The organism is Methanoculleus sp. (assembly GCF_020696975.1).
Classification (GTDB): Archaea; Halobacteriota; Methanomicrobia; order Methanomicrobiales; family Methanoculleaceae; genus Methanoculleus.
Map to the genome: position 1 here is coordinate 32625 of NZ_JAJGBK010000003.1, position 24316 is coordinate 56940.

The window sequence follows — 24316 nt, forward strand, 5'->3', positions numbered from 1 at the left end:
CATGAAGGATACGGCAATCAATGTACTGAAGATTCTCGAAGAATCACCCGGCCCGGTATCGGGCGAGCGGATTGCAGAGCAACTGGGTGTCACCCGATCGGCTGTCTGGAAACAGGTGCGTGAACTCCGGAAGCTGGGATACAGTATATCGTCCTCACGGGTGGAAGGCTACCGCCTTGAGGCGCCGAGCAACAGACTCCTTCCGTACGAGATCCATAAAAGGCTCCGCACCCGGTTCATTGGAAAGCAGATCCGCCACTTTGACCGCACGGCTTCCACGAGCTGGATCGGGAAGAAACTTGCCGGCGAGACCGACCCGGAGAAACTGCACGGCATGGTGATCATCGCCGAGGAGCAGACCGGCGGGGTCGGAAGGCTTGGGCGCGCCTGGGTCTCGCCGGCCGGCGGCATCTGGGCCACCATCGTCTTAAAGCCGAAGATCCCGCTCGACCACCTCTTCATGATCACCATGGCCGGGTCGGTTGCGATTGCCCGTGCCATCCGCAAGGAGTACAACATCAGTGCCCTCATCAAGTGGCCTAACGACATCTTCATCGGGGACAAGAAAGTCGCCGGGCTGCTCCTGGAACTTGCTGCAGAGGCGGATACCGTGCATTACGCCCTGCTCGGGATCGGGATCGACGCGAACATATCGCTCGCCGAACTCTCGTCTCCCCTGAAGGATATCCTGACCTCGCTCGAGGCGGAGGTCGGCCACGAGGTCGACCGTGTGGCGCTGCTTGCCCGGGTTCTCCGGGAGTTCGAACTGCGCTATCAGCAGCTCGAAGACGGCGAATACGACTCCATCATCCGCGAGTGGAAGAGTCTCTCCATGACGATCGACCAGCGGGTGGTCATCAAGACGATCAACAAGACCTTCGCGGGAGAGGCGATCGATATCGACGCCCACGGCGCTCTGATCATCCGCAAGGACAACGGGAAGGTTGAGCGGGTCATCGCCGGGGACTGTTTCCAGTTCTGACCACTCATACACTTTTTAGGGTACCGGGCTCCGGGGAAGACCTTCCCCCGGTAACGGAACACCCTGAGAATTTTTTCCGAAGCATGTCTCCAGGATCATCCGTCCACCTTACTGCCCTCTCCCGGCATTCTCCTGAGATTATGTGATGGGAGCCACCGGGATTACCCGGCGTTCGTGCATCAACAGACATTTATGTCAACCACTCAAAATAAACAGGTTGACATGATCCACAGGGCCCGGATTCTCGCCTACAGCGGTACCTTCATCGCGCTGATCGCCGCCGGGAGCTGGATCTCCATCCCGCTGCCCCCGGTCCCGCTCACGCTCCAGACCCTCTTTGTGCTCCTTGCCGGCATCGTCATGAAGCGGTACGCGGTGATACCGGTCGGGCTTTACGTCCTCCTCGGGGCGGCGAACCTTCCCATCTTTCATAACGGCACGGCGGGCCTCGGGGTGCTCCTCGGCCCCACGGGCGGGTTCCTGATCGGCTTCATCCCCGCCGCCCTCGTCGCCGGGATCGCCTACGAACACGAATCACCGGCATCGCGGATCACAGGGCTGATCGCGGCCTGTGCAATCTATCTCCTGGCTGGCGCCGTATGGCTTTCATATTCGGCTTCGATCCCGCTTCTTCAGGCGGTCCTGCTCGGCGTCGCCCCGTTTATCATCGGCGATGCCGTGAAGGCTGCAGCCGCATACGCCATAGGGAAGCGGGTGGCATGATCCGCATCACCGGTCTCCGACACCGGCTGCTCGACATCCCCGGCCTTGCGGTGGATGCGCGCCACATTGCCGTGATCGGGCCGAACGGGAGCGGCAAGACGACGTTGCTCTCGGTCTGCTCCGGGATCGAGGAGCCCGAAGCAGGATCTGTCCTGCTCCTCGACCGTCCGCCGTCCGCCGTGAAGATAGGATGGGTGGGGGAGTTCCCCGACCGGACGCTCCTCTTCTCCCGGGTCTACGACGAGATCGCATCGACGCCCCGGTTCCGCCACCGCCCCTGCCCCGAGACGGACAGGGCGGTCCGGGCGGTTGCGGAGGTTGTCGGCATCCGCCACCTCCTCGGCAAGAAGGTCGCGGCCCTCTCCGGGGGGGAGAAGGCGCTCGTTGCGCTGGCCGCCGCCTGCGCCGGCGACCCCGAGGTGCTCGTCCTGGACGAGGCTGATTCGCACCTGGACGGCGTGACCGCGGAGCGCGTCCAGCGCGTGGTGCGGGAGAGCGCCGCAGCCCACGTGCTCTGGTGCACGCAGTCGATGGACGTTGCGGCTACCGCGGACTGCGTTCTCTTTATGGAGAACGGCCGCGTCAGGCACCACGGCACGCCGGAGGAGGTCTTCTCCGCGCTCGAGGAGACGTGCTTTTACCCCACGCTCTGGAGGGTGTCCCGGTGAGAGTCGAACTTGCGGATCTCGTCTTTTCGCAGGATTCGTTCACCCTCCGGGGTAGCGGCACGTTCGACGAAGGCGTGCACCTGGTCAGCGGGCCGGTGGGGAGCGGGAAGTCGACGCTGGCTCTTCTGCTTGCGGGGCTCCTCCGGCCCGAACGCGGGGCCGTCCGGCGGCACGGCGTTCTGACGACGCAGCTCCTGCTGCAGTTCCCCGAGCACCACATCACCTCCCCGACGATCGCCGGGGAGGCGGCTTCCTGGGGACTTGTGCCGGAGGACGCGCTCGCGCTGGCGGAGTTGTCGGCGCGTGCGGACGACGACCCGTTCCACCTCTCCCGCGGCGAACTCAAGCGGCTGACCCTCGCCTGCGCGCTCCTGAGAGATCCTGACCTGCTGCTGCTGGACGAACCGTTCAGTTCTCTTGACTGCACCGCGAAGAGGAGGGCCTGCAGGATGCTCGAGAAGCGGGATGCCGGCATCACGGTCGTCTTCTCGCACGAACGCGCGGTTCTTCCCCGGGTGGACGCGATCTGGGAGATGGAGGAAGGCGTTCTCGCGGCCCGCGGCAGTGTGCCCGACGCGATCCCATCCTGGCAGCACGCCCCGCCGTATCTCAGGTGCGCTCTGGAACAGGGCGCCCGTCCTATGAACATCAGGCTCTCCGACGCCCGGGAGGCGCTATGCAGGATCCGCGGCTGAGGCTGCTTGTCACCGTTGTCCTCTCGCTTGCTGCGTTTGCAAGCACGGCGGGAGCCGTCGCCGCCCTGGTCTGGTGGCTGCTTGCGACACCGCGCACAAAGGTCCTCCCGCGACCGGGCGTGCTCCTCTCCCTGATTGCGATGATCGCCGCCACAGCGCTCGTATCCGCGTGGGGAGGCGGGCCGGGCCTCTCGTACTTCGTCCGGATGACCGTGGTCCTGCTGCTTGCTGCGTGGGCATATGCCGAGACGGAGGAAGGGGAGATGCTTGCCGTGGCGGTCTGGGCACTCGGTAACCGGATAGGATTCGAGATCGGGCTCATTGCCGAGATGGGGATTGGGGGCCTTGCGGTGATCCGGCAGGACATCGAGCATGTGCGAATAGCGATGGCGCTGAAGGGGATCCGGCCGGGGATCCGCTCGATCGTCCCGCTCGCCGTCACCCTTATCGTCACAGAGATCCGGCGATCTGAGGAGATCGCAAGGCTTCTCGCCGTACGGGGCTATACGCTCGGGGGGCGGATCAGTCCGCGATTCAGAACAGGCTCAAAGGATGTTCTGGCATCCCTATCGGCCGTAATTCTCGGGTTTTTATCCTGCCTGTCTCTTCGCGACGTTTTTATATTATTAGGATGAATTTTTTAGAGGCTTTATTGGTATTTTCTCAGCCCTTCGAGGTGCAAAAATTCGATGTGTGCTGCCAAATTTGATACACTCAATATAACCGACACCACGCTTAGGGACGCGCATCAGTCACTCATCGCCACCCGGCTGCGGACTGAGGACATGCTCCCTCTTGCCCGTGCTATCGATGACGTAGGCTTCTTCTCTGTCGAAGCCTGGGGCGGGGCGACCTTTGACAGCTGCATCAGGTTCCTCAACGACGATCCCTGGGATCGTCTCCGGATGCTGAAGGCTGAACTTCGGCGCACGCCCATACAGATGCTCCTGCGGGGCCAGAACCTTGTAGGTTACCGGCATTACCCTGACGACGTGGTGGAGAAGTTCGTGGAGGCGTCGGCACGAAACGGGGTCGACATCTTCCGGGTCTTTGACGCGCTGAACGATATCAGGAACATGAAGAAAGCGATGGAGGAGGTCCAGAACGTCGGCGCGCACCTGCAGGGTGCGATATCCTACACGACAAGCCCGGTCCACTCCGTCACGACCTTCATCGATATGGCGCAGGAACTCTATGCGCTCGGCTGCGACTCGATCTGCATCAAGGACATGGCCGGCCTGATCATGCCCCACGATGCCCGCGACCTGATCTCGGGGATCAAGAAGGCAGCAGACGTCAAGGTCTGCCTCCACTCCCACTGCACGAGTGGCGTCGCGCCCCTGAGTTACCAGGCGGCGATCGATGCGGGCGTGGACATCCTTGATACCGCCATGTCACCGTTCGCCCTCGGCACCTCCCAGCCGCCGACGGAGAGCGTTGTCGCGAGTGTCGCCGGAACGCCGCGCGATACGGGGATCGACCTCATCAAGCTCCGCAAGGTCAGGAACATCTGCCGCGAGATGCGCGAGAAGTACGAACCGCTCTTCTCCGCCATCGCTGACCGGGTCGACTCCGACGTCCTGATCTACCAGCTCCCGGGCGGCATGATCTCAAACCTTGTCTCGCAGCTCAAGGAGCAGGACGCGCTCGACCGGCTGGACGAGGTGCTCCACGAGATCCCCCGGGTGAGGAAGGACCTCGGCTACCCGCCGCTCGTGACGCCGACAAGCCAGATCGTGGGCACCCAGGCGGTCTTCAACGTCCTGATGGGCGGGCGCTACCGGAACGTGACGACAGAGGTGAAAGACTACGTCCGCGGCCTCTACGGTCGCTCCCCCGCCCCGATCAGTCCCGAGGTGCGGGAGGAGATCATCGGCGACGAGGAGCCGGTCGCGGTCCGCCCGGCCGACCTTCTCGCGCCCATCTACGAGCAGATGCGGGCTGAGGCGAAGGAACAGGGACTCGTCACCCGGGAAGAGGATGTTCTCACCTACATCATCTACCCAAGCGTCGCTCCCTCCTTCCTCCGGGGCGAGCGCCAGGCCGAAGTGATCCCCGAGACGGTAGTGGCCGTACCGGGGAGCATTCCGGATATTCCCCGCACCATGGAGGTGGAGGTGGACGGCGAGATCTTCTCGGTCCGTATCGTCACCGTCGAGGGGAACTCGGTCAGGGGTTCGGAGGCCACACAGTCGGCAAAAGAGAGGATCCCCCGCGGGGAGGTCGCCGGCGGCGTCAAGAGCAACATGCAGGGCATGGTCCTGAAGGTGATGACCGAGCGTGGGAGCACCGTCAAGAAGGGGGATACCCTCATCGTCCTCGAGGCGATGAAGATGGAGAACCCCATCCGCAGCCCCCACGACGGCACGGTCTCGGAGATCTTCGTGGATGCCGGCGATGTCGTGCAGAACGGCGACGTGCTGATGGTCATTGAATGAGAGGCTGGCCAGGGAGATGAAATACTTCGATAAGATCCTGATCGCCAACCGCGGCGAGATCGCCATCCGGGTCATGCGCGCCTGCCGGGAACTGGGTATCGACACGGTTGCCATCTACTCCGATCCCGACAGGAACGCGCTCCACGTCAAGTATGCCGACGAGGCGTTCAACGTCGGGGAAGCGCACCCGTCGAAGAGTTACCTCAACAAGGAGCGGATCTGTGACGTGGCGAGGAAGACCGGGGCCGAGGCGATCCACCCGGGCTACGGGTTCCTCGCGGAGAACGCCGGGTTTGCAAAACTGGTCGAGGACGAAGGGCTGACGTTCATCGGGCCTTCGTGGAAGACGATCGAGGCGCTGGGCTCGAAGATCGGGTCGAAACGGATGATGCGCGAGGCCGGCGTCCCGGTCCTTCCGGGCACGCCGGAAGGCGTCACGAGCGTCGATGCGGCGAAGAAGGTCGCCGCAGAGATCGGCTACCCGGTGATCGTGAAGGCGAGCGCGGGCGGCGGCGGTATCGGCATGCATATCGCCGAGAACGAGGAGCAACTTGAGGAGGCGATCGACAAGGGGATGCGGATTGCCCAGTCCGCCTTCGGGGACCCGACGATCTTTGTCGAGAAGTACCTCACGAAACCGCGCCACATCGAGATCCAGGTTCTTGCGGACGCGAAGGGGCACACCGTCCACCTCTACGACCGCGAGTGCTCGATCCAGCGCCGGCACCAGAAGCTGCTCGAGGAGGCGCCCTGCCCGATCATGACGCCCACCCTCCGGGAGCAGATGACGGCGTCGGCCATCGCCGCGGCAAAGGCGGCGAACTATAAGAACGCCGGGACGGTCGAGTTCCTCTACGCGAACGGCAACTACTACTTCATGGAGGTGAACACCCGGCTGCAGGTGGAGCACACGGTCACGGAGTTCATCACCGGGATCGATATGGTGAAGCAGCAGATTGCCGTCGCCGCCGGTGAGGACCTCGCGATGGACCAGGAGGATATCGGCATCCGGGGGCACGCGATCGAGTGCCGGATCAACGCTGAGGATCCCCTGAACAACTTCACCGCCGATCCGGGGAAGATTGTCCGTTACCGCTCCCCCGGGGGGCCGGGGATACGGGTCGACTCCGGCATCCACATGGGCTACACCATCCCGGCCCACTACGACTCGATGATCTCGAAGCTCTGCGCGCTCGGCTCCAACCGCGAGGAGGCAATCCAGCGGATGCGCCGGGCCATCTACGAGTATGTCATCCTGGGCGTGAAGACGACGCTCCCGCTCCACTACGCGATCATGCAGAACGCCCACTTCATCGCCGGCGACACGCACACGCACTTCCTGCAGGAGGAGCATATCGCAACGGATCTCCGCCGCTATCTCCACGATGAGGAGGCGCGTATGCAGACGCTGGCCGCGTCGCTCCGGCAGGGGAAGCACGTGGCGGCGATCGGCGCAGCGGTCGAGGTGTATCTCCGGAAAAACCTGAAGTAACTCCCCGTCCTATTTTTTCGGGGAGCATAAGGTTTATTTGTCAATACATCATTGTTATGATGCACTTTGTGCGCTGCGGTGGCCTAGTCGGTTAGGGCGCCAGACTCATAGGGTTTTGAGAAAAAACGGTGCGTCCAAACCTGGGACATCTGGAAATCGTGGGTTCGGATCCCACCCGCAGCATGATTTTAGAAGTTTTCCAATCTAATTTTGAAAAGGAACTTTTTCCTTCGAGATTGTTCTCTCACGATCCTACTCGGCTTCCGGGGATAAAGAGTCTCTTCATGCATGGTTATCGCATCCCGAACTCAAGTCCGATTCAGGTTTCATATCTGCCGTCATGCTTGGGGAGCATAGTTGCATGAAAGTGTGGGGTCGCTGAGAGTGATGTGCCGCCCGAAGAGATCTTGTTTTTTGGCCCATGGGTGTACAGCGTCGTGAATGGCGACCTTGGCTCTGAGGTCGCCATCTTCGATGGTTTCGACAAGGATGTTCTGGCCGAAGACAGAGTAAGGCAATGATACAACCCGGATGGACATCAATGACAATGTCGATGGTACCGGGAACCATGAATTTGTGTCGCGGGCCACCTATCATATTCCATGATTTAATGTAGAAGGACCGTGAGGGGGAGGTGTTGTCAAAAGCGAGAGGGGCGTCGGTGATGTAGCAGTACTTGACTCTGACGTGAGGAACCCGACAGGAACATAGGTTTTCAAGGGCTCCGCTCTCAAGCACGTACTTGAGGGATGAGGATGCCTCAAACCGCTTGTTTGTATTTGCCCCGGTGTGGGGTGACAGTTTGAGGAGACCGAGGGCTAGGAACTTTTTGACAACCTGGACAACGTACTGGCGCGAGACTCCGACGATGCGGGCGGTCTGGCTCTGTGTGTGGTTGCCGGTGGCGAGGAGTGTTAAGATGCGTTTTGTGGTGGGATTGAGGGTTCTGAGGGGGAAGGAGCCAAAATCGTGCGGGTGGATCGGGATGATGCCATTCTCGTCCATCTCCTTGGTGTATGGGGATTGTTGGCCAATTCTATAAAGCCTGATGATCTAATTGCGCAGCGGCACAGCGCCGGTCGTTCAGCGCAACATCCCGGCGCCGAAAGTCCGGCGCGAAAAGCAAGTCACGGAGGGGTCAGGTTGGATCTCTGATTGCCGACCTTTTTGCCGGGATGTTCTTGGTCTGAAAGGAAGGAAGAGCAGATTGCCGCTTTGCGGTTTTCCTCTCTCAGCACTTCAATTCTCTTCCTTGAGGTGCCTCAGGAGCAGGGGAGAGAGGGCAAGTTTCGCCTTTCCTTCACAGAGCCAGCTGCACGGAACAATCGCTGCCAGGGGTGCTGGTGCATCATATCGAGGAGGACTTCCAGAGTAAACTCCTGCCCGGCAGTTCCTGCACCCTCCAGAAGTTTGGCCCCGCACTCATCGCAATACTTTGTCCGTCTCCTACTCACAAGTCCCATAGTTTCTACAGGGGGTAAATCGAGGGGCCTCTGAAACTTTGGAAGGATTTATCGGTAGCAGGGTCCTTCATAACAAGCCCAGGGCCCCTCGATATCATAAAGTCCCCCTGCGACCATCCGGTGCCGCATTGCTACATAACCGAGGGGCTGCTCGACTATGCTCTTGTCGCGGTAACCTCCCCGACATAATTGCCGGGATCTTATGGTTATATTTACTTATACAACTAACAGGCACTCATGCCAGCGTGTAAACCGAGCACACACAGTCCCCAGCTCGACACGATCCGGATGGTCGAAGAGTTCATTCAGGAGCACAGCGGCGAATACAAACGGCGGGCCTTGTGGGAGAACCTGCCGAAGAAAATGATGTACCAGACGTTCAAGACGATCATCGAGTATCTTCTGGAATCGGGGAAGATAGCAAGCGATTCACGGGGGACGATCTGCTGGATTCACGACCCGGATATGGTCCGGAAGTATTCACTGCGTGAAGACCTGCGGTTCCGATGAAGTGCCGGATCTATTTTGCAGACGAGCAGGTGCGGGAGGCCTTCCTGGCCCTTCAGGCCTCCCCGGATCCCGGGGATCGTCGGTTAGCCGAACTGCTGGTCCGTGCTCTCGGCAGAATAGAGGCAGACGCCTTCTGCGGGATCCAGGTGCCAAAGAAACTGATTCCGAAAGACTACCATAAAAGACACGGACCGCTGAAGAATCTCTGGAAGTATAATCTCACTCGTTCGTGGCGGCTATACCGTAGTCCGCGACGGCGATATAAACGCAGTCATCATCGAGTGGCTGGACCATACCGGCTATGATCGCCGGTTTGGGTACTGAGTGTAACCTTCCTGGATCTGCGGCTCTCCCTGCTCTTGTCGCATGGATCCCAAGGTCCAGTGCATATTCATCGACCAGCACCCTGAGGTCGAGGTCGCTGTGCTGTATTCGCCCCTTCTGCAAACTTCCGTAAACCCTTACTCCGGACTTATTCCGGGAGCGGAACCGCCGCCACAAAGGCGCTCTCCTGAACAATCCGGCACCTTTAGGTGTCGAGCACTAATACTATTCTACAAGGCGAACAGGCGCACGCAAAAGCCCTGCAGCAACCAGAGCGACCCAAGCTACGTCCACCGGGAAAGAAACATATGGCTGATCCAGTTTATCTTGTCTCTAAAGATGATACCCTGGTACCGATGCGAGAGACACTCTACGAGTATGAAGCCGAACTGCAGGGGCTCCTTGCGAACCATCCGGAACTCCTGCTCTCAAATGCCGATGATGCACCGGCACTCCTGCTAATGAAGCAGGAAGTCGGCGTCCCCGGAGACGAGAACGAAGGGGACAATTTTTCCCTCGACCACCTCTTCCTTGACCGGGAGGGGGTTCCCACACTCGTCGAGGTGAAGCGAAGCACAGACACCCGCATCCGGCGGGAGGTCATCGGGCAGATGCTTGACTATGCGGCAAACGCCGTGGCATACTGGTCGATTGACCGGCTGCGAGGGATGTATACTGCAACGTGTGAAAAGCGGGGAACCGACCCGGATGAGACTCTGGCAGACTTTCTCGAAAGCACTGTCGATCCCGATATGTTCTGGGAGAAGGTGAAGACCAACCTCCAGGCAGGCAAAGTGCGCCTGATCTTCGCCGCCGACACAATTCCCAACCGTCTTCGACGGGTTGTCGAGTTCCTGAACGAGCAGATGGATCCCGCCGAAGTACTGGCGATCGAGGTGCGCCAGTTCACCGGAGACGGTGGCGTGCGGATGGTCGCTCCCAGGGTCATCGGCCAGTCGGCAAAGGCAGAGCAACGGAAAGGTGCTCCGGATGTGCGGAGGTGGAATGAAACCGAGTTCATGGCCGAACTCGGACAGCAACACCCCACGTTGGTCTCTGTAGCAAGAAATCTCCTGGCATGGGCGAACAATCAGCGCCTTTACATCTGGTGGGGCAAAGGAAAGCATAGCGGGTCTTTCTTCCCCCTGCTCAGTACACCCGGCAGGAACTATCAGGTCTTTGCGGTGTGGACGACCGGCAAGATCGAAGTCGATTTCAAATACCTGAAAGGATATCCCCCATTCACCGAGGAACAGACGCTCCGGGAGTTCTTCCACAAACTCAACGCAATCCCTGGGGTTCGGATACCCGAAGATGGGATTCACCGTCTCCCTAGCATTCCACTCAAAGTGTTAGCGGATGAGGCGAACTATCGCAAATTCATCAATGCAGTAGAGTGGGTATATCAGAAGCTCAGGCAGCAGTGATCACGAGAGGGTGGGGGTGCCTCAACTTCACCTCCAGCACCCTAGTCGCCAATCAATCCTTGAGTAATCACTTCACCAATCCACTCAGATAAGCAACATATTTTCCGGTATCTGTATGCGAGACGTATATATTTCTCCCAATCCTCTCTCGTCTAATATATCCCTTCTTCTCCAACTTTTCAAGGATTGTTTTATTCAGTTTCATTAACTGACGACTTTGAAGGGTTCTTCTTTGGTTATCCTTGTGTTTATCGCTATCGGTCAGTTTAATGTCATCACAAAACAACTCTTGAAAGCCCTCGACCTGTAGTTCTTGTAACTTGCCTAGTAGATCCCTGGTGTTAACTTTCTTCTCCTTTTCACAGAGATATGCCAGTATATTCATACCGATGGGGTCTGGCATGTCGAACTTCAGGTTGGTCAAGTAAGTGACCTTATTACTGTCACAGATGCTGAGGCCATGCTCCTGCCGCTTATCCGGCTCGTCGGGATAATCATCAGCATGGACGTAGTAGACCTGCACATCATGATGCATGCCAACGAGCGTTGCAGCTACGGAAGTCAAGCGTCCGGCTGCAGACATATTCATCTGAATCCTGTTTCCTTCGGCCTTCTCCCTGACAATAATTTTTGAAATGCTTTTTGTTACTTCAAGGAAGTCAAATAAATTTACTGACTCGCACCTTACGTCGATTCCTCTTTTTAACAGGGTGTCTCTCACTTTGTTCGCGTAGTGGCGCTGGTTATCAACCATTTTCATTGCAGCAGAAGGATCATGCCATCGAGTGAGAATATACACTCGATCTGCATTACTATCTTCAAACGGTTTCACCGCTCGGTCATACTCATGACCGAGTGGAATAATATGGACGACTTTTTCCATCCCCGCCATCTCAGTCCCACCTGCACCCACAATATGCTAATGACGTTAACGATGCCAATGACGTTAAGGAGAATGTGTATATCACCTAGAAGAGTCCTTCTATTTATCAGGTGTGAAAATGACTCGATCACCTTCTAAGCGTGGTATAGACTACGAAAAACAGAAATCAGCCGAACATGGGGCTCGTCATGTCGGCGGCCCTGGCAAACATGACTATGAGAGAGGAACAGCCCGAGGCGAAGTCAAGTGTCGCACTTCCCCTGTAACAAAGCCCGAGTTACAGCGACTGGTGAAACAAAAAGGGATCACTGAGGTAGACAGCAAAGGGGGCTACACGGGCCCTGCAGTTGAATACCGGGATCGGTATCGTCCGAATGTAAAACTCTTCAAGCGTGGGAAAAAGATCTAAAGGAGAGGATACTTTGGCTCAAAGGATTGCAGGAATGGGATTCTCTGCATCGGGAATCGTAGGCGTTCTCATTCTTGCTGGTATTTTCTTATCCGTGACTGATGTAAGCCGGATAGTGGGTCAGATTGCCATTGGAAGTGGTGTTGTCATCGGTGTAGCATTGGGAATACTTGGCGTTGTGGGTGTTGCCTCAAGGTATTGCTAAACAACAAGCCCGCATTTTTCAAGATTCACTAACTTGACCGAAGTGCTTGGACGGCCCTCTCACCGGCCTTGAGGGTGTAGGTGGGTGTCGGCTCTTACCCCTCGCAAACGTTCAATATACTGAACGTTCAGCCACTACATTGTTTAAATCCCCGGCGAAACTTCCGCCATACCCGGCGGATCAACTTGTTATATACTCGTACAACAACCCTGAGATCATGTCAGCAAGCGCCGGCTCCGCCCACTCTCCCACACTCGATACAATAAAAACGGTCGAAGACTTCATCCGGGGGCACAGCGGCGAATACCGCCGCCGGGCGCTGTGGGAACGCCTGCCGCGAAAGATCATGTATCAGACGTTCAAGACGATCATCGAGTACCTCCTGGAGTCGGGTAAGATCGCCATCGGAGCGCAGGGTGTCGACGGCACCCACTAGTTCGTCAAGATGGCTCTGCATGCTGATCCTGCCCACGAGCCGGCGGGCATTCTCCTGTGCATGCGGTCCGGAGGCCCGCTTGTCGTAACGCAACGTCATGAACCCTTCACGGGTAAGGGCCTCGGCCACTAGGCGGCCGCTACAATTGGTGCCGGGCAGCAGGGGGGAGCACCAGTCGCGGTCGGTCGGTCCGCTCCCGGCGACGAAGACGATTCCCGGGTGAGGGGCCGTGCCTATAGGCCGGGTCAGGGTGCCCCGGACAGAAATCCCGCCAACGTCCCACGCGACCTCCTCGGAGGTGAGCGTCATGATGCACCCCTGGCGCGGGGAGGGTATTAATAACTGCGAGCGAGGCAAGGCCGGGTTCCTCTCCCTTGCCAACAACTCTGCCGGAGGGCGCGGCCCACCGGCAGGCCGGATGGTTTATGTGGTTCCTGAGCTGTATCCCGCATGCATAGAGCAAATCAAGCGGCGCTGGCGGAGGTGTGCCCGGCGGCATGCGAGGCACCGGGAGACGCCCCGCAGGAGAGGAAGAGAGGGTCGATCTGGGTCGCGTATGTTCGGGGCAGGGTTATGGGGGTATGGCGATGAACCGCTGTCGTTCGACCGGGCGCCGGGCCATGGTCCCGCGCGCCGCCGCGGGATGAGAGCATGCTCGCCGCGTTTGCCGGGTTGAACCCGGTTCTCCAGGCACTTCTTGCCGGGCTTTTCACCTGGGGACTGACCGCTCTCGGCGCCGGGGGCGTCTTCTTCACGCAGGCTATAGACCGGCGGAGACTGGACGGCATGCTCGGGTTTGCGGCCGGTGTCATGATTGCGGCCAGTTTCTGGTCGCTCCTGCTGCCGGCGATCGAACTCTCCGGATCGACGGGTCTTAAGGCCAGCATCCCGGCGGCCATCGGGTTCATTGCCGGCGGGGTCTTCCTCAGAGGGCTCGACACCCTGCTCCCGCACATCCACCCGGGCTATCCACTTCCAGGGGCTGAAGGGCCGGTATCGTCCCTCCGCAGGACAACGCTCCTCGTCATCGCCATCACGATGCACAACATCCCCGAAGGGCTTGCGGTCGGGGTTACATTTGGCGCCGTCGCTGCAGGCCTCCCGCACGAAAGCCTGGGAGCGGCGGTTGCTCTCACTCTCGGCATCGGCCTGCAGAACTTCCCTGAAGGCTTTGCCGTATCAGCCCCGCTCGCCGGTGAGGGGTATTCCCGGGCAAGGAGTTTCTGGTACGGCCAGCTCTCCGGGATTGTAGAACCCGTTGCTGCTGCTTTAGGAGCAGCCGTGGTCTTTATCATCCAGCCGCTCCTCCCGTATGCCCTTGCCTTTGCTGCCGGCGCGATGATCTTCGTCGTCGGGGAAGAGGTGATCCCCGAGTCGCAGATGCACGAGAATAAGAGGATAGCCACAACGGGCCTGCTCATCGGTTTCGTGACGATGATGATACTGGATGTCACGTTCGGCTAATGCGTGCGGGCCGGGAAGAACCCTTCCCGAGACGGTCATCCCGTCGCCGCCGGTCCTGTGTGAAAGATGCCTCATTTTGCCGCTCTCAGCCTATCCTCAGCACACCCCACACAAAGGTATTTCAGGTATGACGATAGATTAAATGAGGTAAATGGGGCGCGAAAACGCAACCGATGCATCTTCCGTCTCCGTTCATATCCGGGCGAGGGTTGCCAAGCCAGGTCAAAGGCGCTAGGTTGAGGGCCTAGTCTCGTAGGAGTTCGAGCGTTCGAATCGCTCCCCTCGCATTCGTTTTCTCGGATCCACCAACAAAGAGTGCCCAGGTAGTGTAGTGGCCTATCATGACGGCCTGTCACGCCGTCGACACGGATTCGAATTCCGTCCTGGGCGTCAATTTTCCCCGTGCTCCGTGTAGCATCCCTGTTCATGACGCCGCATCCCCTTCAGACCCCGGCATCAGACTGCATGCCATCCTCACTTAGGGAGCCGTCGATGGCGTTCATGTATGCCCGGCACCGCTCATGGTTCAGGGGGAGAGAACCACCCGGATCACAAGCCTAACTGCCCATCTGGCTACAGGTGCTCCGGGCAGAGGAATGGCTCACCCCTGAAAAAGGAGCATGAAGAACAGTGCCGGCCAGGGAACAGGCGCGGGAGCGAACCATTCTACGGCAATTCACCCCACAGAAACGTAAGAATAGAAGAGATGATGCCCGGGTCAAGAGGGCTTACACCAGTGCTTCCTGGCGCTGCTGGCAGCGTGCCTGCAGTTCATCCCACTCGTCCGGGTGCTCCTCTGCCCACTCCAGAAGCGCATGGATGACCCGCTCACGCGACTCGGAGTCCCCCCGATAGTCCACCAGGACGCAATCAACCACCACTTCGATCTGTTCTTCTGGATACTGACCATCTCCTGCCATAATGAGCCCTCCTGACACATTCCAGGTGCCCACACCGGGTGAAGATCCGACACCTTATAATCCTGATCCTGCCCATCCAGCGCATTCCAGTAATCAAACCGCTGCCCCGAATAAGGCACCGCAACCAATTTTGTGGCAATCCTACCCACATGCGCGGGAGATTCCCGGGGAACGCATGCCGGCACAACGCCGCAGGAGTTATCGCGCCCAAAAGAGAACAATAAAGGAACGATCATGAAGCTCGGTGTGCTCTTCTCCGGCGGGAAAGACTCCCTCTTCGCCTGCTGGAAGGCGATGCAGAAGGAGGAGGTAGCCTGCCTGATCACGGTCGTCTCCAGAAACCCCGAGAGTTACATGTTCCACACCCCGAACATCCGCCTCGCCGCCCTCCAGGCCGAGGCGGCGGGGCTCCCCCTCGTGGAGGTGGAGACGGAGGGGGAGAAGGAGACGGAACTCCAGGACCTGGAACGGGCCCTCCTTGCCGCCCGGGAGCAATTCGGGATCGAGGGGGTCGTCACCGGGGCGATCCTCTCGGTCTACCAGGCAACAAGGGTCCAGCGGGTCTGCCGGGAACTGGGCCTCTGGTGCTTCAACCCGCTCTGGAACGTGGACCAGGAGACCTACATGGAGGAACTTATCGATGCCGGCTTTGCGGTCATCATCGCCGGTGTCTTCTCCGCCCCCTTCGACGAATCCTGGCTCGGGAGGGAGATCGACCACCGCACCCTCGATGACCTCCGCACAGTCGCCCGGAAGCACCGGATCACCCTCACCGGGGAAGGAGGCGAATTGGAGACGTTCGTCGTCGACGCACCCTTCTTCTCCCGGCGGATCGCAATCACGGAGGCATCGAAGGCCTACCGGAACTACAACGGCGTCTTCAGGATCGAGCGGGCGGAGCTGGTGGCGAAATGATCCTGGTCGTCGACCTCTGCTACCGCGACCGTTCGCTCTCCCGGGACGAGTTCGTCGCGCCAGTCGAACGGCTCCTTGGCCGGATCGGGGCATCGTTCACGACCCGCCACTACACCACCGTCGATGCACCTGAGGTCGCGGCCGCGGACGCGGTGGTCCTCTGCGGGACGGCGCTCCGGGATACCGGGTTTGCCGGACACCCCGGGCGGTTCGAATGGCTCCTCGCGTTCGAGCGTCCGGTGCTCGGCATATCCTCCGGCATGCGGGCTCTCGCGGCAGCCTTCGGCGGCGGCACCGAGCCATGCTGCGAGATCGGTATGGCTGACATTCGGGTCCTCGCCCCCGACCCGCTCTTCGCCGGGAAGGAGACCTTTCCGGCATACGAACTGCACGAATGTGCCATGCGGGTTCCGGGCGAGTTCATACCCCTCGCCGCCTCGGACCGGTGCCTCCAGGCAATCCGGCACCGTTCACTCCCTCTCTACGGCACCCTCTTCCACCCCGAGGTCAGAAACGAGTGGGTCATCGAGCGGTTCCTCCAGCTGGTAGAGACCGTTCAGTAAGACTTATCGCCGGATATCGGATATGGGTAGCAAGACAGCGGGGCGTATCCCGGCGCACCGCGACGGAGATGATGCCAGAATTACCCGATACCCGGATTCTGCCGGCGGGGGTGTGAAGGATGCCCGACCCCCTCAGGCTGCTCGTCATCACCGAAAGCCCGGGCGATGCCCGGCTGGTCGAGCAGGCGCTCCGGGAATCCGGGCTCCCGGCCGAGACGGTCTCGCACCGGCAGGTTGCCGACGGTCTCAGCGCTCTCCGGCGAGAGCCGTTCGATCTCATCCTGCTCGATCCCGACCGGGATCCCGAATCAGTGACGCGGGTGAGGGGTGAAGCCCCCGGCACTCCGGTCATCCTCTTTGTCTCGCGTGACGACCTCGATACGATGGTCAGGCTGCTCTGGCACGGTGCGGACGATTACCTGGTCCGCGAGGGGCTCACCCCAGAACTCCTGATCTGCACCATCCGTCACACCCTCGCCCTGAAACGTGCGGAGGTGGCGTTCGAGAGAATAGAGCACCTGTGGCGTGAGATCGGTGGGAGCCTGCACGAGGGAGTCCTGGTGACCGACCGCGAAAGCACTATTGTCTTTGCCAGCACCCGGATGGGGGAGATCCTCGGCTACACTGCGGATGAGATGCAGGGAGTCTCCTTCCTCACCTTCGTCGACCCGGATGACGCCCCACAGGCAAACGTCCTGCTCGAACAAGGCAGGGGCGGACATGGAGAGGCCGAACTCCGGCTCCGGCGATCCGACGGGGGTATCGTCGACGCCAGGCTCGCCGTCTCCCCGGTCACCGGCGGAAGCGCCGGGTACCGGGGCCTGGCCATCGGTGTTGCGGACGTCACCAGGCAGAAACGCGCGGAGGAGAAGGTCAGGCGCAGGAACACCCAGCTCTACGTCATCAACCAGGTGGTCAGGACCGCCACGTCGTCAGCGGACCTGGACGAACTGCTGGGAGGTGTGCTTGAGAAGACCCTGACGCTCCTTGGTTTTGAAGGCGGCGGGGTCTACCTGATCAATCCAGGCCGGTCCAGTGCCGAACTGATCACCGCGACCGGGCTCCCGGAAGACTTCTCGTTCCGGCGACGGATCATCGACCTGAACGCCCCACCCTACGACAGGGTTCTCGGGCAGGGTGCGGCGCACTTTGTGGAGGACTACCCACGTGCCTGCCCGCAGGATGCCGGATCAGGGATACAGGCGTTTGCGAGCATTCCTATTATGGCCGGAGAGCGGGTCATCGGCGCCATCAATCTGGTCAGCCGGACCGTGCACGTCTTCTCACCGGACGAGCGGGAGGTGCTCGTCTCCATCGGCCGGGAGGTCGGGAGCGCTGTCGAGCGGATGTGGCTTCACAAGCAGGCGAACTTCTACCTGGACCTCATGACGCACGACATCAACAACGCAAACGCCGTCGCCATCGGCTACGCAACACTCCTGTTAGAGGCACTCACCGGGCCGGAGAAGAACCTCGCCCGGAAACTCGCGGCCGCCGTCAGGCAGAGCGCCGAGATCATCGGGAATGTCTCGACGATCCGCCGGATTGTTGAGGAGGTCCCCGCGCTCGGGCCGGTGGATCTCGATCCTGTTGTTAAGGGGGTCATCCCCTTCTTCCCGGACGCCGATATCCACTACACCCCGCAGGCCCGATGGGTCGCCGCCGACGATCTCCTTGCCGAGGTCTTCATAAACCTCATCGGCAACGCCGTCAAGTTCAGCGGTCCAGGTGTCTCGATCGGGATCACCACCCGGGAGGAGGACGGGGCCGTTCGGGTCTCGGTCGAGGATAGCGGCCCCGGGATACCGGACGCCGAGAAGCCCCGGGTGTTTGAGAAGTTTAGAAAAAGCGGCAGAATGAGCGGCAAGGGTCTCGGACTCCACATCGTCCGAACCCTGATCGAGCGTTATGGTGGCCGGATATGGGTCGAAGACCGGGTACCGGGGCATCCGGAATCCGGCGCCGCGTTCCGGTTCACGCTCAAGGCGTGCCCGCCCGTCACCGGCCGTAACGGTTGATCGTGTTGATCAGGGCTGCGAACCCTTCCATCTCCTTATCGAGCACTTCAGTTCGGGTCATCCCCATGCTCATCTCCGCATCGGCCGTCAGCATATCGGGGCCGCGCACCACCTCGCGGTCGAGACCGTCCGCGGAGAGGATCTTTCGGGCCTCGGCGTCGTGGACGAACGCCCGGCCGGGGATGACGACGACATCCTCAAGCCTTGCCAGGTTCACCCCGGCGAGGTCGTCAGCGGTGATGAGGCAGGCGATCTCCTTTCTGACCCGAACAACCCGTGAGGTGGAGCCGCGGATCGAGAGGAGGCGCTGGATGAAGGGCGCCGCGACGCTCCCGGTGATCACCGTCGCGCGCTTCCGGACCCGGGGGAGTTTCTTCAAGAGATCGGGCTCGTGGAGGAGCGCAAACGGCGAGCCGATCGAGGGGTCGCCGAGCGGGGTTCCGCTGATCTTCATCGAGAATCGCTCGTTTAGGTCGGTGACGATATCGTGGAACTCGTCGACGGTATGGACCTGCTGCCCCTCGATGAGCGGCGCGTTACCGAGGATGAGCCCCTGGTCGGTTCGGTTTGCAAACCGCATCAGGATCAGCCCTTTTGCGCCCCGCTCCTCCAGCCACGCACAGGTCTCTTCGAGGACCTCGCCGTCGTTGACACCGGGAATAACAACCGCAGCGGCGTAGACATCGATCTCACCGCAGAGCCGGTCGAGGACCGCGAGCGAGGCTTCCGGTGTCGGGTCGTGCATCCACTGCCGCCGCAGATCCGGGTCGGCGGCGAAGACAGTGTAGGATACCTCGGAAAGACCGTTCTCGACGAGGAAGTCGGCTATGCCGGGGTCGTCGAACCCCTTGCCGCTCGTGTAGCCGATATGGATCGGGACCTCCATGCTGCCGAGGAGTTCGATGAGGTCGCGGAACTCCGGGTAGCAGCTCGGGTCCCCGCCGCCGCTGATGGTGATCCGGTCGATGTCGTCGCCGGTGATCTGGAGGTTTGCCAGCGTCTCGTCGGCGACGGTCCGGAGGTCCTTGAACCCCTCATATCCTTCCCGCACCCCCCGGGTGCAGTAGTCGCAGCCAACCTGGAAGGGGAGGCAGTATTTGCAGCCAAACGACGTCGTCCCTTTGACGTGTTTGAAGTAGCAGTACGAACAGAACCCCCGGCAGTCGAGGCCGGGCCGGCCCCCGAGATCGACGGTGAGATGCGACATCCTGCTGGTACTTCTGTGCTCCTCTGTTATGAACGTTGCAGACCCGGTTCCTGCCGTCCTGCGATTCGCTCCGGCGGGCCGGCCGGCGGCGCATCCCGCACCTTTATGATTCTACGGCGCGAGGCTGCAGTGGAGGAGAGGGTATGCGGACGAGCCACCGGCTGCTGCTCCGGTTCTATCACGACCCCGGCTACGACTTCTCCCGAATCGAGGTCGAGTACGTCGACCGGGGGGCGCCCGGCGACCGCTCGACGGTCCGGGGCGACCGGGTCGTCGCGCTCGATGCGCAGTACCTGGAGGTGGACGCCGGGACGCACGTGGCGTGTATTCCGTATCACCGGGTCCGGCGGATACTGTATGATGGTGAGGTTGTTTGGGAACGCGACGCTCCGATAGGAGCGGAGCGTGAGCACCGCTAGGTGCGAGTTATGGTGATCAACCGGGGGATGCCGAGGAGGAGTGAGGGGAACCGGCGCCACCTTTTTTACCGCAGACCGCCCACGATATAAGGTATGCCCCAGTGGCTTAGCTGGCAGAGCGGCTGACTTGTAATCAGCAGGTCCCGAGTTCAAATCTCGGCTGGGGCTCTAAGAAGCCAACTTATTAGCCTATTTTAAATTGAGCCTCATATTCTCGATCAATTCGTGGACGAGAGGTATGGAAACATATATTAGTTCTTCAGATGCGTATATCTCATCGTATTACGTATAACGCATATGCACGCCACATGTGCGGGGTGGGTGTAATGGCGAAGGCTATAGAGTTAGGGTTGAAATTAAAAGGTGAGGATGCTCGCAGGTTTGAGAGATTCCTTGAGCACAATGACCTGAGTACGCGCGGCCAGTTTTTAGTCAGGGAGGCTGCGGTGCGTTCTCAAAAGCGATCTTAATGGTAGAACCATTCCTGATGAAGAGTTGGAGTACATCACTCTCCACGAAGGAATTGATGTTAATTCTTTTTCTTGTTGTAGTAACCCCGAAGAAGTTGATTTAGAGGGATTTCTAAAAGAAGATGCCTTACGGTGTCAGAACAGTTTCTTCTCAGTCACGCGAGTCGTTTTCTGGAAAGGGACCCTTGTGGGATATTTTACGCTTGTAACCGATTGCATCGAAAAAGAGGAGATGATACGGGGAGATCGAATAAAGGGTTATAAATATCGATATTACCCAGCAATAAAAATTGCACGGCTGGCAGTTCACGACGATTACCGACATTGCGGTATCGGGACTAACATGTTAATAGAGATCTTTTCTATTGTGGGCGACACTACCGAACATGTCGGCTGTAGGATTCTAACGGTTGACTCTAAACCGACCTCTGCAGGGTTCTATGAAAAATCAGATTTTCGAAGGGCATTAGTCAACCCGGAAGGCCCACAAAAGGACACCATTCCATTTTATTTTGATGTTTTACATATCATCCAGGCGAGAAAAAGTTTGTAGATCCCATTATTGACCTTGTTTGAAAATACACCCAAAATGAGCCCGGCGCGCTCCGGAGACACAGACATGCTGAAAAAGAGAGGGGTATGGTTAAAGCGTCTCAAATCTCACCCGGCCCCCCTCCGACCCAACCGCACCCCCACCCCATCGTAGTCCTTTTCACCAGATCCAACCCATATTTATACATGGCCTCTCACGTCCACCGGATTGAGGTTCGTTATTCTCACGATCCACGGCTACAGACGCGTACCGAGAGGTTCCGCTCGCTGGGCATCCCCGTGCGCGAGCTGCACCTTGTCGACGTCTATACCGTAGCGACCTCCCAGAGGGACTTTACCCCTGAGGAACTCTCGCAGATCGGCGCGCAGCTCAGCAACCCCGTTGTCCAGCACTACTCCGTCGACCGGCCGACCGAGGCCGCCTTCGATTATGCGATCGAGGTCGGGTTCCTCCCCGGGGTCACCGACAACGCCGGGACGACGGCAAGACAGACCATCGAGGATTACTTCGGGTTCCGGTTCGGCGAGGGGGAGGCGGTCTTCTCGTCGCAGCTCTACCTCGCCGCCGGCGACCTCACGCCCGAAACCCTCCAGAGGCTTACAACGGCTCTCGCAAACCCGCTCGTCAACCGCGTCCACGTCAGGAGCCGCGAGGAGTACGGCAAGACGGGGATGGACCCGATCACCCCCTTCGTCCGCCTCCACGACCTGCAGGCCGCCGGAACCGTCGATCTCGACCTCCCCGACCCGGAACTCGCACGTATCGGGAAAGAGGGGATCGTCGATCCCAAGACAGGGGAGCGGCGCGGGCCGCTTGCCCTCGACCTCGCCCAGCTCCACGCGATCCGCGACTACTTCCGGGAGCTCGGACGGAGGCCGACGGATGTCGAGCTCGAGTCGCTCGCCCAGACCTGGAGCGAGCACTGCAAGCACACGATCTTTGCCTCAGCCATGGACGACGACGTCCCCCGGGGGCTCTACAAGACCTGCATCCAGGCGGCCACCAACACCGTCCGTGAGGCAAAGGGCGACGACGACATCTGCGTCTCGGTCTTCACCGACAACTCCGGCGCAATCGTCTTCGACGACGAGCACCTCGTGACCTGCAAGGTCGAGACCCACAACTCCCCCTCGGCCCTCGACCCCTTCGGCGGGGCGCTCACCGGGATCGTCGGGGTGAACCGCGACACGATCGGGTTCGGCCTTGGGGCCAGGCCCTGCATCAACATCTACGGCTACTGCGTCGGCGACCCCGATACCGAGCCGGCCCTCTTCCGCGGGAAGAACCGGACGAATCCCATCCTCTCTCCCCGGAGGATCTTCGAGGGCGTCGTCCGCGGCGTCGATGTCGGCGGCAACTGCTCGGGCATCCCGACGCCGCAGGGGTGGTGCTACTTCCACGACCGCTATGTGGGGAAACCACTCGTCTTCGCGGGCACCGTCGGCGTGATGCCGCGTGCCCGTAACGGAAAGCCGCTCCACGAGAAGCAGGCTCTCCCCGGCGACCTCATCGTCATGGTCGGCGGCCGGGTCGGCAAAGACGGGATCCACGGGGCCACCTTCTCTTCAGAAGCCCTCGACCCGGCAAGCCCCGTGACCGCGGTCCAGATCGGAGATCCCATCACCCAGAAGAAGTTCTCCGACGTCATCGTCAAGGAGGCCCGCGACCTCGACCTCTACCGGAGCATCACCGACAACGGGGCGGGAGGAATCTCCTGCTCCGTCGCCGAGATGGCGCGAGAGTCGGGCGGGTGCCACGTCCTCCTCGACCGCGTCCCGCTGAAGTACCCCGGCATGGCGCCGTGGGAGATCTGGATCTCCGAATCGCAGGAGCGGATGACGCTCGCCGTCCCGGAGGAGAAGGTCGAGGCGTTCATGGACCTGATGAAGAGGAGAGAGGTCGAGGCGACCGTCATCGGGAGGTTCACCGATACGGGGAGATGCGTCGTCGAGTACAACGGCGAAGCCGTCATGGACGTCGACCTCGACTTCCTCCACGACGGCCTGCCAAAGAAGCATCTCGTGACAAAGCCCGTAAAGGCGGCCTATCCCGAGCCCGACTTCCCGTGCCCGGACCGGCTCGACGACCTCCTCCTCGCGATGCTCAAAAGGAAGAACATCTGCTCCAAAGAGTTCATCTCGACCCGGTACGACCATACCGTCCAGGGCGGGCACATCCTTGGCCCGGTCCAGGGAGCCGGGCGGGTCCAGACCCCGGCCACGCTGACGAAGGTCGTCCCCGGCTCGATGAAGGGCGTCGGGCTCTCGCAGGGCCTCTTCCCGTCCTACTCGGAACTCGACCCCTACCGCATGGCACTCGCCGCGATCGATGCGGCAATCCGCGGGCTCGTCGCGATAGGCGTCCCGATGGAGACGATCGCGCTCCTCGACAACTTCTGCTGGTGCTCCTCCGACGCGCCCGGGCGGCTCTGGCAGCTCAAGCAGGCTGCGTTCGGGTGCCGGGACGGCGCGGTCGGGTTCGGCACACCGTTCATCTCCGGGAAAGACAGCATGTATAACGACTTCTCCGGGTTCGACGCCGACTCTAACCCCGTGAAGGTCTCCGTACCCCCGACCCTCCTCATCACATCGATAGGCGTCCACCCCGACGTCACGACCGCGGTCTCGATGGACGCGAAGTTCGGCGGCGACCTCGTCTACGTCGTGGGGGAGACCCGGGAGGAACTCGGCGGGTCGGAGTACCTCGCGCACCTCGGTATCGAGGGGGGTACGGTCCCGTCCCTCGATATCGAGGCAGCAAAGGCGCGCTACGAGAGGATGACCGACACCATCGAGAAGAAACTCGTGGCGTCCGCCTTCCCGGTGACGCACGGAGGACTCCTCGTCGCCCTCGCAAAGGTCGCGATCGCCGGGAGAATCGGCATGGATCTCGCCATCCCCGGCGGGATGCGCCCGGACACCTACCTCCTCTCGGAGTCGCTCGGGCGGCTCGTCGTCACGGTCGCCCCCTCCGACCGCGAATCCTTCGAGGAGATCTTCGGCAGCGACGCGCACCTCATCGGCCGCGTCGGCGGCACGGCCTTCCGGGTATCGGCAGGAGGGAAAACCCTCATCGAGCAGCCGGTGACGGCAATGGAAACTGCGTATAAAGCGCCTTTCGGGGGGTATTGAT

General features: G+C 60.3%; 23 protein-coding genes and 4 tRNA genes. 22 read left to right on the forward strand and 5 right to left on the reverse strand.

Annotation, left to right across the window (positions count from 1 at the left end):
* Nucleotide 1 precedes the first annotated feature (1 nt).
* The 8 genes from QZ650_RS00480 (at nucleotide 2) to QZ650_RS00515 (ending at nucleotide 7181) form a co-directional block, all read left to right on the forward strand.
* Nucleotides 2-982, forward strand: a complete 981-nt coding sequence (locus QZ650_RS00480; RefSeq protein WP_292517601.1) for a biotin--[acetyl-CoA-carboxylase] ligase — start codon at nucleotides 2-4, stop codon at nucleotides 980-982.
* Between the two features lie 222 nt (nucleotides 983-1204).
* The gene (locus tag QZ650_RS00485) at nucleotides 1205-1705 is read left to right on the forward strand and encodes a biotin transporter BioY (protein WP_292517598.1); all 501 of its coding nucleotides are present in this window, start codon (nucleotides 1205-1207) and stop codon (nucleotides 1703-1705) included.
* Nucleotides 1702-2373: an energy-coupling factor ABC transporter ATP-binding protein gene (locus tag QZ650_RS00490; protein WP_292517595.1), complete on the forward strand. Its 672-nt coding sequence runs from the start codon at nucleotides 1702-1704 to the stop codon at nucleotides 2371-2373. Before QZ650_RS00485 ends, QZ650_RS00490 begins: the two co-directional genes overlap by 4 nt.
* Nucleotides 2370-3068, forward strand: a complete 699-nt coding sequence (locus QZ650_RS00495) for an ATP-binding cassette domain-containing protein (RefSeq protein ID WP_292517592.1) — start codon at nucleotides 2370-2372, stop codon at nucleotides 3066-3068. The genes QZ650_RS00490 and QZ650_RS00495 overlap by 4 nt, the downstream gene beginning before the upstream one ends.
* Nucleotides 3050-3703 (forward strand): energy-coupling factor transporter transmembrane component T, encoded by a 654-nt coding sequence (locus tag QZ650_RS00500; protein ID WP_292517589.1) that lies wholly within the window; start codon nucleotides 3050-3052, stop codon nucleotides 3701-3703. The genes QZ650_RS00495 and QZ650_RS00500 overlap by 19 nt, the downstream gene beginning before the upstream one ends.
* A gap of 54 nt (nucleotides 3704-3757) precedes the next feature.
* A complete protein-coding gene (oadA, locus tag QZ650_RS00505) occupies nucleotides 3758-5506 on the forward strand; it encodes a sodium-extruding oxaloacetate decarboxylase subunit alpha (RefSeq protein WP_292517586.1) in 1749 nt (582 codons plus the stop codon).
* Nucleotides 5507-5522: 16 nt separating this feature from the next.
* On the forward strand, nucleotides 5523-6998 hold the full coding sequence (locus tag QZ650_RS00510; RefSeq protein ID WP_292517583.1) for an acetyl-CoA carboxylase biotin carboxylase subunit: 1476 nt from the start codon (nucleotides 5523-5525) through the stop codon (nucleotides 6996-6998).
* Nucleotides 6999-7070: 72 nt separating this feature from the next.
* Nucleotides 7071-7181: transfer RNA gene (locus tag QZ650_RS00515), tRNA-Met, on the forward strand.
* A gap of 99 nt (nucleotides 7182-7280) precedes the next feature.
* Here the strand turns inward: QZ650_RS00515 and QZ650_RS11835 are convergent.
* Nucleotides 7281-8003: a helix-turn-helix domain-containing protein gene (locus QZ650_RS11835; protein WP_366829723.1), complete on the reverse strand. Its 723-nt coding sequence runs from the start codon at nucleotides 8001-8003 to the stop codon at nucleotides 7281-7283.
* 695 nt (nucleotides 8004-8698) lie between these two features.
* Between QZ650_RS11835 and QZ650_RS00520 the strand changes: the two genes are divergently transcribed.
* Entirely contained in the window at nucleotides 8699-8971 is a 273-nt protein-coding gene (locus QZ650_RS00520; RefSeq protein ID WP_292517581.1) for a hypothetical protein, read from the forward strand.
* Between the two features lie 219 nt (nucleotides 8972-9190).
* Here QZ650_RS00520 and QZ650_RS00525 read toward each other — a convergent pair whose 3' ends face one another.
* A complete protein-coding gene (locus QZ650_RS00525) occupies nucleotides 9191-9472 on the reverse strand; it encodes a hypothetical protein (protein WP_292517578.1) in 282 nt (93 codons plus the stop codon).
* Nucleotides 9473-9651: 179 nt separating this feature from the next.
* On the opposite strand from QZ650_RS00525, the gene QZ650_RS00530 reads away from it, so the two are divergent.
* Nucleotides 9652-10722 carry a hypothetical protein gene (locus tag QZ650_RS00530; protein ID WP_292517575.1) on the forward strand — a complete coding sequence of 357 codons (1071 nt, stop codon included), beginning with the start codon at nucleotides 9652-9654 and terminating at the stop codon, nucleotides 10720-10722.
* 67 nt (nucleotides 10723-10789) lie between these two features.
* Here the strand turns inward: QZ650_RS00530 and QZ650_RS00535 are convergent, their stop codons facing one another.
* On the reverse strand, nucleotides 10790-11614 hold the full coding sequence (locus tag QZ650_RS00535) for a DUF6293 family protein (RefSeq protein WP_292517573.1): 825 nt from the start codon (nucleotides 11612-11614) through the stop codon (nucleotides 10790-10792).
* 383 nt (nucleotides 11615-11997) lie between these two features.
* Between QZ650_RS00535 and QZ650_RS00540 the strand changes: the two genes are divergently transcribed.
* From QZ650_RS00540 to QZ650_RS00560, 5 genes are all read left to right on the forward strand, one after another.
* Nucleotides 11998-12219 carry a hypothetical protein gene (locus QZ650_RS00540; RefSeq protein WP_292517571.1) on the forward strand — a complete coding sequence of 74 codons (222 nt, stop codon included), beginning with the start codon at nucleotides 11998-12000 and terminating at the stop codon, nucleotides 12217-12219.
* 217 nt (nucleotides 12220-12436) lie between these two features.
* Nucleotides 12437-12655: a hypothetical protein gene (locus QZ650_RS00545; protein ID WP_292517568.1), complete on the forward strand. Its 219-nt coding sequence runs from the start codon at nucleotides 12437-12439 to the stop codon at nucleotides 12653-12655.
* 651 nt (nucleotides 12656-13306) lie between these two features.
* Nucleotides 13307-14119 (forward strand): ZIP family metal transporter, encoded by an 813-nt coding sequence (locus QZ650_RS00550; RefSeq protein ID WP_292517565.1) that lies wholly within the window; start codon nucleotides 13307-13309, stop codon nucleotides 14117-14119.
* A gap of 202 nt (nucleotides 14120-14321) precedes the next feature.
* A tRNA-Leu gene (locus tag QZ650_RS00555) sits at nucleotides 14322-14406 on the forward strand.
* A gap of 30 nt (nucleotides 14407-14436) precedes the next feature.
* Nucleotides 14437-14509, forward strand: a tRNA-Asp gene (locus QZ650_RS00560).
* Nucleotides 14510-14847: 338 nt separating this feature from the next.
* On the opposite strand, the gene QZ650_RS00565 is transcribed toward QZ650_RS00560, so the two are convergent.
* On the reverse strand, nucleotides 14848-15039 hold the full coding sequence (locus QZ650_RS00565) for a hypothetical protein (RefSeq protein ID WP_292517562.1): 192 nt from the start codon (nucleotides 15037-15039) through the stop codon (nucleotides 14848-14850).
* 234 nt (nucleotides 15040-15273) lie between these two features.
* Here QZ650_RS00565 and QZ650_RS00570 point away from each other — a divergent pair, with 234 nt between their 5' ends.
* From QZ650_RS00570 to QZ650_RS00580, 3 genes are all read left to right on the forward strand, one after another.
* On the forward strand, nucleotides 15274-15954 hold the full coding sequence (locus QZ650_RS00570) for a diphthine--ammonia ligase (protein WP_292517559.1): 681 nt from the start codon (nucleotides 15274-15276) through the stop codon (nucleotides 15952-15954).
* Nucleotides 15951-16517: a hypothetical protein gene (locus QZ650_RS00575; protein WP_292517556.1), complete on the forward strand. Its 567-nt coding sequence runs from the start codon at nucleotides 15951-15953 to the stop codon at nucleotides 16515-16517. The genes QZ650_RS00570 and QZ650_RS00575 overlap by 4 nt, the downstream gene beginning before the upstream one ends.
* A gap of 119 nt (nucleotides 16518-16636) precedes the next feature.
* A complete protein-coding gene (locus QZ650_RS00580) occupies nucleotides 16637-18535 on the forward strand; it encodes an ATP-binding protein (RefSeq protein ID WP_292517553.1) in 1899 nt (632 codons plus the stop codon).
* Here QZ650_RS00580 and mmp10 read toward each other — a convergent pair.
* The gene (mmp10, locus tag QZ650_RS00585) at nucleotides 18516-19742 is read right to left on the reverse strand and encodes a methyl coenzyme M reductase-arginine methyltransferase Mmp10 (RefSeq protein WP_292517551.1); all 1227 of its coding nucleotides are present in this window, start codon (nucleotides 19740-19742) and stop codon (nucleotides 18516-18518) included. The genes QZ650_RS00580 and mmp10 overlap by 20 nt on opposite strands.
* Nucleotides 19743-19885: 143 nt before the next feature.
* Here mmp10 and QZ650_RS00590 point away from each other — a divergent pair, with 143 nt between their 5' ends.
* The 4 genes from QZ650_RS00590 (at nucleotide 19886) to QZ650_RS00605 (ending at nucleotide 24315) form a co-directional block, all read left to right on the forward strand.
* Nucleotides 19886-20161 (forward strand): DUF504 domain-containing protein, encoded by a 276-nt coding sequence (locus QZ650_RS00590; protein WP_292517548.1) that lies wholly within the window; start codon nucleotides 19886-19888, stop codon nucleotides 20159-20161.
* A 95-nt stretch (nucleotides 20162-20256) separates the two neighbouring features.
* Nucleotides 20257-20329: transfer RNA gene (locus QZ650_RS00595), tRNA-Thr, on the forward strand.
* Nucleotides 20330-20656: 327 nt separating this feature from the next.
* Nucleotides 20657-21184 carry a GNAT family N-acetyltransferase gene (locus QZ650_RS00600; RefSeq protein WP_292517545.1) on the forward strand — a complete coding sequence of 176 codons (528 nt, stop codon included), beginning with the start codon at nucleotides 20657-20659 and terminating at the stop codon, nucleotides 21182-21184.
* 278 nt (nucleotides 21185-21462) lie between these two features.
* Nucleotides 21463-24315, forward strand: coding sequence for an AIR synthase-related protein (locus tag QZ650_RS00605; RefSeq protein ID WP_292517542.1), 2853 nt, complete (start codon nucleotides 21463-21465; stop codon nucleotides 24313-24315).
* The last annotated feature ends 1 nt before the right edge of the window (nucleotide 24316 follow it).